Raw genomic sequence first — 9,345 nt, 5'->3', positions numbered from 1 at the left:
CGCGTGTGACACCGCCCGCCACAACCATTGCGACTGCGACGGCACCCTGGTCGCCTCGGCGAAAGCGATCCGCGACGACAAGACAGCGCCGCGTAAAATGCGCGGCGAGGCCGAACTGCTGATCGCCACCTTCGCCATTCCCGTCTGCAAGGTCTTCCCGCAGGGCTTCATGCCGCCGCGCGATCCGGCGCAATTGAGCGCCCTGAAGGCCGGAGTGGCCGGGTGAAGGGTCGCGCATCCATCGCCATCGTTCTGTTCGGGCTGGCTGTCCTTGCCGGCTGTGCCGGTACTGGCCGCAATACCTGCGATCTCCTGCAAGGCCAGAGCGCTTGCGCGCGACCCGCGCTCTCGGCCGAGACAGCTGGGCCGCGGATCGCCGCCGCGCAGTTTTTCGGTGACGCCGGCACAAGCGACTACGAAAAACGGTTCCTGGCGCTGCTCGCCCACCACCAGCTCGGCGCCATGGACCGCGCCAACGGCACCGGCCCTTTCGGCCACGACCACCATGAGATCGCCAACAGCGATTTCCAGGCGACCTACCGGACACTGCAAAAACTGGCCGGGCCGGTTGCCGAAATGCATCTGCCGCCGGCAGGCGCCAACAGCGGCGAGGGCCATTTCGACGGACGCTGGCGGGTGTCCCGGCAGACGCTCTACATCGATGCGGCAGCGCGGCCCTCAGCGCCCAGGATCTTCGATTTCTCCGGCCTGCAAGCGCGCAGCGTCGAGATCGTGCTGCACCAGGCCGGCAAGCAACCTGCCGACATCGAAGGAATCTGCGACGGCACGCTGGCGATCCGTGCCGGCGGCGGTTCACGGACCATCGCCATGGGCACGGCATTCCGTTTTCGCCTGTCCGGCGAGGATGACACGGTCAGCCTGTTCCCAAGTGACGGCCTGAACCGCTGCACGGCAAGGATCCGCTCCCGCCTCGCCCCGGCCGGCGCGCCGCTCACCATCCGGCGCGAAGAGAGCGCCGATCCGGCTCTCGCCGCCTTCGACAGTCGCTACGAGCGTTGCCCGACGCCCAATCCCACCGGCCTCGATGCGCTCAGCCGCGCCTTCTATGCCAGCCGCTGGCTGTCGCAGACCTGTGCCTTGCCGATCGGAAAGCCGCGCCTGCTGCGCAAGTCGCGCGATGGCTTCAATGCCAAGGTCGAGGCGTTGATGGGAGCGCCGCTGTCCGACAGCGCCATCGACAAAGGCGACCCGGAGCTGCCGCTCGACTTCTCCAAGGCGCCAAGGCTGAAGCTGATCTATCTGTCGTCGCTGGAGTTCAAGGCCGACTTCTCCGGCCGCATCATCGAACGGCTGATCCGCCACCATGCGGCCCTCGGCACCAAGGTGCGCATCATGGTCACCGACGTGCTGGAGCGCGACAAGGACGATTCCCTGCTGCATCGGCTGGCGGCCGAATTCCCCAATGTCGAATTGCAGGAATATCGCTGGCGGGCGGACCATGGCGCGCCGATCGACGAGCAGATCTCACAGTTGCACAAGGTCCATCACGTCAAGATGCTGGCGACGCTTGCCGACGATCCCACGCGCTCGCGCGCCATCATCGGCGGCCGCAACATCCATGACGGCTTCCTGTTCCACCAGCCGATCGATCTGTCGCGCTATCCCGACCTTGAGCAATACGGCAAGACCGACGGGCTCTCGCTGAACTACTATTCGAACTGGAGCGACTTCGACATCGAGTTCGCCGACCCGACCACCGTCGAAACGCTGGCCGCGCATCTTTCGACAATGTGGCTGCGCGACGCCGACACCAATCTGGCGCGCCCCTTCTCCATTCCGGTCCGGTCCGCCGGCGCCCGCCCCTCAGGCACGGCGCGGCACTTCATTTCGGTGCCCTACGAGGACGGCCACGCACTGGAGGATTATTTCGTCGAGCTGGTCGATGCGGCCCAGCACCATATCCAGATCGTCAATCCCTACCTCAACCTGACGCCCAAGCTTGCCCAGGCTGTTGACCGGGCGCTCGCGCGCGGCGTCAGGATCGACATTGTCGGCCGCATCGATCTCAAGGGCGATATCGGTGGCAAGTTCCTCACCGCGCTCAACAAGCTGTTCGTCGAGAAATATGGCAACCGCATCAACATCCGCGAGTTCAAGGCGCCTGACGTGGTGCTGCATTCCAAGATTATGATGATCGACGAAAGGCTGGTCGCCATCTCGTCGGTCAACCTCAACAACCGCAGCTTCTTCCACGACAGTGAGAACGGCATGATGGTGCTCGATCCGGCCTTCTACACCAGGATGAAGCCGATCTATGACGACTATGTCGCCCACTCCAATCCGGTCGCCACCAATGTGACGATCCCGTGGGCCTACCGGCTGCTTTTCGACGAGGACTGGGTCCGGCAGGCATTCTGACCCTCTACCGTAGATAGCGCTCCTGCGCGAGGTCGCGGACGTCGATGTCAGGCACCCGGCTGGAGATGATGTCGGCCAGAACCTTGCCCGAGCCGCAGGCCATGGTCCAGCCAAGCGTGCCGTGGCCGGTGTTGAGATAGAGATTGGAGAGCTCGGTGCGGCCGATCAGCGGCGGACCATCCGGCGTCATCGGCCGCAGCCCGCACCAGAACGTCGCGTCCCGCATGGCGCCGGCGCCCGGAAAGAGGTCGCCGACCGAATGTTCCAGCGTGCGCCGCCGTGATTCGTGCAGTCTGAGGTCGAAGCCGGAAATCTCGGCCGTGCCGCCAACCCGGATGCGGTCGCCGAGCCGGGTGATCGCCACCTTGTAGGTCTCGTCCATCACCGTCGACACCGGCGCCGCCGCGGCGTCCTTGATCGGCACGGTGATCGAATAGCCCTTGACCGGATAGACCGGGATCGGCCGCTTCACCCTGCGCATGAAACCCGCCGAATAACTGCCCAGCGCCATCACATAGGCCTCGGCGGTCTTCCAGCCCTTGCTGGTGCTGAGATTGGCAATGCGGTTGCGGCTGCGGATGACGCGCCAGATCGTCACGTCGTATTCGAACTTGACGCCGCGGGCCACGCAGAGTTCGGCCAGCCTGTCGGTGAACATCTTGCAGTCGCCGGTCTCGTCGTGCGGCAGCCTGAGGCCGCCGACGAACTTTTCGCGCACCCCGGCAAGGCCAGGCTCAGCCGCTATGCAACCGTCCTGGTCGAGGATCTCGTAAGGCACGCCATACTTCTTCAGCACCTCGACATCGCCGCCGGTGCCGTCGAGCTGCTTTTGCGTGCGAAACAGCTGCAGTGTGCCCTGGGTCCGCTCGTCATAGGCGATGCCGGTCGCTTCGCGCAGCGCCTTCAGCGTGTCGCGGCTGTATTCGGCGAGCGGCACCATGCGCGCCTTGTTGATCGCATAACGCTCGGCCGTGCAGTTGCGCAGCATCTTGATCAGCCATGTCCACATATGCGGATCGAAGGCCGGCCGCACCACCAGCGGGCCATGCTTCATCAGCAGCCATTTGATCGCCTTCAGCGGAATGCCGGGTCCGGCCCAGGGCGAGGCGTAGCCGGGCGAAATCTCGCCGGCATTGGCGAAGCTGGTTTCCAGCGCCGGGCCTTTCTGGCGATCGAGAACCGTCACCTCGTGGCCGGCCTCGGCAAGAAAGTACGCCGTGGTCACTCCGATGACGCCGCCGCCCAGCACCATGATCTTCATCGTTCACTCCTTGCCGCGTCGCACGCCCTTGAGGACGCCTGGACGCGGCGCATTTCCGATTTGCGCATGATCCCCGGCGAAAATCGATGCCGATTTTCGAGATCATGCAGTGTTGCCTGTTCACGCCGCCGTGGGACCGGGGTCGTCATCCCCTGTCTGCCGCATTCCGGCTCGCTCGCCAAGGGGCCGCCAATCGGCTGCGGCGCTGTAGACGAGGGTGAGCCCATGCGGCCGTCGCGCCCCGGCCTGGGATTTCTCCCTGACGGCACGCCGCGCAGCCTCAGGCTGGTAGAGCACGGTCGCGATCAGGACCGACTCCCGCCTGCCGTCGGCCTGTTCGATCCTTGCAGTCTGGCCCTCGGCCATGCCGAGCATGCAAAGCCCCCGCCTTGTCATGATCGACAGGCTGGAGCCGACCGGACCGCGCACCTCGTTCTGCACCAAGGTCCGGGTCTGGGCAGGACCGGCATCGACACGGAACACCAGCCTGCTGTTCAGCGTCACGATATCGGATCTGACCGCATCGATCGCGACGACCTCGGCTTTGGAAAGTTTGTCTTCAAGCATCGGAACAATTGGATCCGCGAAAGCCCGCCGACGCTCCAGCATGATTTCTAGGACGGCGAAGTCCTTTGTCGTCAGCCGGAAATTTGCGCCCGTCATCACCGTCTCCATGATCAGGACCCCTCCCGACCGCAGGCCGGCGTATCGACCACCTCGATGGTCGCCGACAGTTCCCGGCCGCCACGGCTGCTCCAGCACACCGTCTGCCCGGCGGTCGCGCCGATAAGCGCCGTCCCCATCGGCGTCAGCACCGAGATCCTGTTTTCACTTATGTCTGCTTCGCCGGGATAGACCAGCGTGACACGCTGGGTGTGGCCGCCATCGTTGCGGATTGCCACCGTCGAACCCATCCGCACCACGTTGGCCGGCATGGAAGCCGCTGCCGTGACGACGGCACGGTCCATCTCCGAAAGCAGTTCTTCGGCCGTCTCCGGCACGCGGTCGAGCGACGCCCGTGCCAGGCCCGTCAGCCTGAGATGGTCGGCATCGCTGACCAGAAGCCGGCTCGGTGGACGCAATCCTGTTGCATGTTGCATGGCAAACCTCATGACTTGGCGCATCGAACAGACGCGCGCCTGCCGCCGCGCAAACGGTGGCTTGATGAAAAGCCGGTAGCCGGGAAGCTGGCTGGCTTGAGAATGATGATGTCAGGTAGAAATGCCCCGGTTCGGACGGACGCCAAAAGGCGGCCGCGCCGGGGCTACGATCCCGCGATCGGGCAGACCCTGAACAAGGTTCTGATATAAGCTGGGTTGCTCATGTCCGGAGCCTTGCCGACAGGCGTCCGCTTGTCAAGCGCGGCCAAACCGCTCAACCGCCGACATAGCGCCGATGGAAGCGTGGACCGAGGCTGGTCAGGATCTCGTAGCCGATGGTGCCGGCATGGCCGGCGGCGTCATCGACGCTTTGCGAGGGACCGAGCAGTTCGACGAGATCCCCCTCGCGCAGCCTGCCGGCCGGCAGGGCGGAAATGTCGAGAATGATCGAATCCATCGACACCCGCCCGAGGAAAGGCAGCCGCACGCCCTCGAACCAGGCGGCGGACGCGGCGCGGCGTTGCCAGCCATCCGCGTAGCCGAACGAAATCGTCGCCAGCCTGAGCGGGCCTTGCGCATGATAGGTGTGGCCATAGCCGACGCCGGCGCCTTTTTCGACGCGGCGCGTCTGTGCCACCTTTGCCTGCAACCGCACCACCGGAAGCATCGGATTGGACTTTGCCGGCGTCGGATTGATGCCGTAGAGCGCGGCACCGGGGCGGGCGAGATCGTAGTGAAAGGTCGGCCCGAGAAAGATGCCGGAGGAATTGGCCAGCGACGCCGGCACCTTCGGCAACATTGCGCGCAGCCGCTCGAACGCCGACCGCTGCTTCTCATTGGCCGGATGCTCCGGCTCGTCGGCGCAGGCCAGATGGCTCATCACGTAACGGATGTCGATGCCGTCGAAGGCCTGCGGGTCCGCGGCGATGCGATCCACATCCTGGGGCGCCATGCCGAGCCGCGACATGCCGCTGTCGACCTGGATCGCGGCCGGCAGTTTTCGGCCGGCGCGGCGAGCCGCCACACCCCAAGCCGCCAGTTGCTCGGGGCTGTTGATGACAGCGCAAACGTCCGCCGCCACGGCGTCCGCCTCGGCACCGGGCGGAATGCCGTTCAACACGAAAATGGCAGGGCCCACCCCGAGCGAGTGGCGCAAGGCGGCGCCTTCGCCCAGAAGCGCCACGAAGAAGACATCGCAGCCTTCGCGAAGCAGCGCCGCCCCGACCTGGCCGGCGCCGACGCCGTAGCCGTCCGCCTTGAGCACCCCAGCGCAGGCAACATCGCCCAACCGCGCCTTCAGCCGCCGGTAGTTTTCACGGATTGCACCGAGATCGATGGTGAGGATGGCCCCAGCCGCCACTTCGCTTGTGGCGGTGACCTCTTCTGGCGGCGACTTTTGGGGGGCGTCGTTCATGGCGACCCTTCGCGTGGTAGTGGAGACATCAATAGAACCGCCGGGCCGGCGCGGCAACGGCGGTTGTTGTATCGCGGCTATTGCACCAGATGCCGGAATGCCGCCACCACATCCTCATAGACATGGCGCTTGAACGGCACGATCAGGTCGGGAAGGTCCTGCATAGGCCGCCATGCCCATTTGTCGAACTCGGCGGTGTGGCCACCCGGCGGCGGATTGATCTGGATCTCGCTGACATCGCCGTGGAAGCGAAAGGCGAACCATTTCTGCGTCTGGCCGCGATACCGGCCCTTGAAGGCGATGCCGACGAGATGGTCCGGCAAATCATAGTTGATCCAGTCCGGCGCCTCGGCCAGCAGCGAGACGCCCCGCATGCCGGTCTCCTCATAGAGTTCGCGCTCGGCCGCCTGCAGGGGCTCCTCGCCTTCGTCGATGCCGCCCTGCGGCATCTGCCAGAGCTGTGTCGTGCCGGCGAATTCGCTGTCCGGTTCGGCGATGCGATGCCCGACCCAGACCAGGCCATCGGCGTTGAGGATCATCAGCCCGACACAGGGACGGTAAGGCAGCGTTTCGCGGTCGATCTTTTTTGTCTTTGCCATCAGTCAGTCTTTCCAGCCGTCTTCCGATGGCTAGCCTTTTTGCGGATCTATAGCCACCGCTGAAATCGGCACGATCTCGATGCCGCGCTTCTTGGCCTCGACCACCCAGGACGACACGGTATCGACCGTCAGGTCGAAGGCCGAACCGATGCCGACGGCAGTGCCTTTGGCCCGCGCGGTCGCCTCCAGGCTGTCTAGCTTCTTCAGGATTTCGCCGCGATCCTGCACGGCATCGATCGCCATGTCGCCGGAGACGAAGGGCACGCCGTCCTTCAGCGCCAGGTCCGGCGCCAGGCTGCGCGCCGACGAGCCGTCATCGATATAGGCAAGGCCGCGTTTGCCGAGCTCGGCGATGAACGGCTCCATCGCCGCCGCGTCGGCGGAAAAGCGGGCGCCCATATAGTTCATGACGCCGGTATAGTTCGTCGTCCGCGACAGCGCCCAGTGCAGGCTTTTCAGGTTTTCATCCGCGCTTGCCGCCACCGTCAGCGTGTTGCGTCCCGGATTGACCTTGGGATAGTCGAACGGTTCGAGCGGCACCTGCATGACGATCTCGTGGCCGCTCTGCCTGGCTGCCTGCATCCAGCGGCCGATGCTGTTGCCTTGCGGCGCGAAAGCCAGCGTCACTTCAGCCGGCAGCTTGGCGATGGCCGCCTGGGTGCCGGTCTGCGAAACCGAAAGCCCACCGATGACGATCGCTACGCGCGCGCCGCGCCCGCCCGACCAGGGCCGCGCATAGACGTCGAACGGCCGCCGGCCATCGGCGGCGCGCACCGGCAACGGCCCGGTCTCGCTGGCCTCGATCAGCGCCTTGTCTGGAATATGCGCGATCTTCAGGTTCTGGCCGATGGTCGACGGATCGCGAATGACGATCGCTGCCTTGGGCGGCCCATCGCCCTCCTCCGTCTGCACATGGATGATCTGCGGCCCGCCTGATCTGGCCGACGCCTCCGGCTTCGGTGCCGCCGGTGCCAATGCGGGCGGCGCGGCGGCAGACTCGGCCGCCGCGGTCACTTTCGGCGTTGAAACGGCAACCTCTTGCGGCTTTCGAAACGGCTTTTCCCTGAGCGCGATCGCGCCGGAGACGCCGGCCACCGCCAGCACGGCCACGGTCGCCATGATCGCACCGCCGCTGAGCTTACCGGCGGCGCGCGGCGGCCGGACTGCCTGTCCGAGCGGGCGTTCGATGTCCTTGCCGATATCAGCCAAGCCTAATCCCCGGGCGCATGGCTCCGAAGACGAAGCCGCTTCGAAAAGACATGCGCGAATTCATCAATCCCGGCGCACCCCGCGCCATGCCTTGGGGGCCTTGCCTCGCCTCCCGAATCAAACTGCCGGAACCTTTCGGTCCCGGCAGCATCGCATTGCTTCCATCCGGCTCAAACAGAAAGATGGAGCGGCGCGTGCGCCGCTCCAGATCCTTACTGGTTGAGAACCGCCTTTTGCGGATTGGGCGGGAAGGACGGATCGGTCTTCTGGCCACGCAGCAGCTGCTCGGCATAGATGAGCTGCAGATCGTCTTTCGGATCCGGCGGCACATAGGCCGCCGAGCCCGAACCCGTCGTGCTCTCGTCGGCGCCCTTGATATGGCCCTTGAGATCGGATTCACCGCGCGTCAGGTCCCTGCCCTGCAGTTCCGGCGGCAGCGGCTGGTCGACCTTGATGTCGGGCGTGATGCCCTTGCCCTGGATCGACTTGCCGGACGGCGTGTAATAGAGCGCCGTCGTCAGCCTGAGCGCACCATTCTCGCCGAGCGGAATGATGGTCTGCACCGAACCCTTGCCGAAGGACTGCGTGCCGACCACCGTGACACGGCGCAGGTCCTGCAGCGCGCCGGCGACGATTTCCGATGCACTGGCCGAGCCGCCATTGACCAGGACGATCATCGGCTTGCCGTTGATGTCGTCGACCTGCTTGGGCTTGGCGTCGAAGCGGGTGACGTCCTTGGGGTCGCGGCCGCGCGTCGAGACGATCTCGCCACGGTTGAGGAAGGCATCGGACACGCTCACCGCCTGGTCGAGCAGGCCACCCGGATTGAGGCGGAGATCCAGAACGTAGCCCTTCAGCTTGTCGTCGGGAATCTGCTTCTTGATGGTGTCGATGGCGTTCTCGAGGTCGTCATAGGTCTTTTCGGTGAAGGAGGTGATCTTCATGTAGCCGATGTCGTTCTCCACCCGGAACTTGACCGCCTTGACCTTGATGATGTCGCGCACGACCGTCAGTTCGATCGGCTTGTCGGCGCCCTGGCGCAGGATGGTCAGCTTGATCGGCGTGTTGACCAGGCCGCGCATCTTGTCGACCGCATCGTTGAGGGTCAGGCCGCGAACCTCTTCGCCGTCGATCTTGGCGATGTAGTCGCCGGCCAGCACGCCTGCCTTGGCGGCCGGCGTGTCGTCGATCGGCGTGATCACCTTGACCAGATCATTCTCCATGGTGACCTCGATGCCGAGGCCGCCGAACTCGCCCTTGGTCTGGACGCGCATATCCTGCGCCTGCTCGGCATTCATGTAGGAGGAGTGCGGGTCAAGCGAGGCCAGCATGCCGTTGATGGCATTCTCGACCAGCGACTTGTCGTCGGGCGGTGTCACATAC

8 protein-coding genes and 1 pseudogene are annotated in these 9,345 nt (G+C 65.1%); 2 read left to right on the top strand and 7 right to left on the bottom strand.

What is annotated here, in order from left to right:
• Together EN943_RS38210 and EN943_RS05360 are read left to right on the top strand one after the other, a co-directional pair.
• Positions 1-226: pseudogene (locus EN943_RS38210) on the top strand (hypothetical protein); the annotation flags it as partial.
• Positions 223-2,379 (top strand): phosphatidylserine/phosphatidylglycerophosphate/cardiolipin synthase family protein, encoded by a 2,157-nt coding sequence (locus tag EN943_RS05360; RefSeq protein ID WP_127411791.1) that lies wholly within the window; start codon positions 223-225, stop codon positions 2,377-2,379. The pseudogene EN943_RS38210 and the gene EN943_RS05360, both read left to right, overlap by 4 nt.
• 4 nt (positions 2,380-2,383) lie before the next feature.
• Here the strand turns inward: EN943_RS05360 and EN943_RS05355 are convergent, their stop codons facing one another.
• From EN943_RS05355 to EN943_RS05325, 7 genes are all read right to left on the bottom strand, one after another.
• Positions 2,384-3,640, bottom strand: coding sequence for a D-amino acid dehydrogenase (locus EN943_RS05355; protein WP_127411790.1), 1,257 nt, complete (start codon positions 3,638-3,640; stop codon positions 2,384-2,386).
• A gap of 120 nt (positions 3,641-3,760) precedes the next feature.
• Positions 3,761-4,303, bottom strand: a complete 543-nt coding sequence (locus EN943_RS05350) for a nucleoside-diphosphate kinase (RefSeq protein ID WP_245475587.1) — start codon at positions 4,301-4,303, stop codon at positions 3,761-3,763.
• A 14-nt stretch (positions 4,304-4,317) separates the two neighbouring features.
• On the bottom strand, positions 4,318-4,740 hold the full coding sequence (gene rnk, locus EN943_RS05345) for a nucleoside diphosphate kinase regulator (RefSeq protein ID WP_127411788.1): 423 nt from the start codon (positions 4,738-4,740) through the stop codon (positions 4,318-4,320).
• A gap of 274 nt (positions 4,741-5,014) precedes the next feature.
• The gene (gene alr, locus EN943_RS05340) at positions 5,015-6,154 is read right to left on the bottom strand and encodes an alanine racemase (protein WP_127411787.1); all 1,140 of its coding nucleotides are present in this window, start codon (positions 6,152-6,154) and stop codon (positions 5,015-5,017) included.
• Positions 6,155-6,231: 77 nt separating this feature from the next.
• A complete protein-coding gene (locus EN943_RS05335) occupies positions 6,232-6,753 on the bottom strand; it encodes an RNA pyrophosphohydrolase (protein ID WP_127411786.1) in 522 nt (173 codons plus the stop codon).
• Between the two features lie 30 nt (positions 6,754-6,783).
• The gene (locus EN943_RS05330) at positions 6,784-7,962 is read right to left on the bottom strand and encodes a divergent polysaccharide deacetylase family protein (RefSeq protein ID WP_127411785.1); all 1,179 of its coding nucleotides are present in this window, start codon (positions 7,960-7,962) and stop codon (positions 6,784-6,786) included.
• Positions 7,963-8,174: 212 nt separating this feature from the next.
• Positions 8,175-9,345, bottom strand: a 1,171-nt coding sequence (locus EN943_RS05325) for a S41 family peptidase (protein WP_164778081.1), incomplete at its 5' end; no start/stop codon positions are given.

This window comes from Mesorhizobium sp. M7A.F.Ca.US.006.01.1.1, from assembly GCF_003997935.1.
Lineage (GTDB): Bacteria > Pseudomonadota > Alphaproteobacteria > Rhizobiales > Rhizobiaceae > Mesorhizobium.
This window is presented reverse-complemented; position numbering and strand designations above follow the sequence as displayed.

Coding starts and splice junctions, on each gene's coding strand:
- alr (WP_127411787.1), bottom strand. CDS start 6,154: ATGAACGACGCCCCCCAAAAGTCGCCGCCAGAAGAGGTCACCGCCACA.
- EN943_RS05355 (WP_127411790.1), bottom strand. CDS start 3,640: ATGAAGATCATGGTGCTGGGCGGCGGCGTCATCGGAGTGACCACGGCG.
- EN943_RS05350 (WP_245475587.1), bottom strand. CDS start 4,303: ATGACGGGCGCAAATTTCCGGCTGACGACAAAGGACTTCGCCGTCCTA.
- rnk (WP_127411788.1), bottom strand. CDS start 4,740: ATGCAACATGCAACAGGATTGCGTCCACCGAGCCGGCTTCTGGTCAGC.
- EN943_RS05335 (WP_127411786.1), bottom strand. CDS start 6,753: ATGGCAAAGACAAAAAAGATCGACCGCGAAACGCTGCCTTACCGTCCC.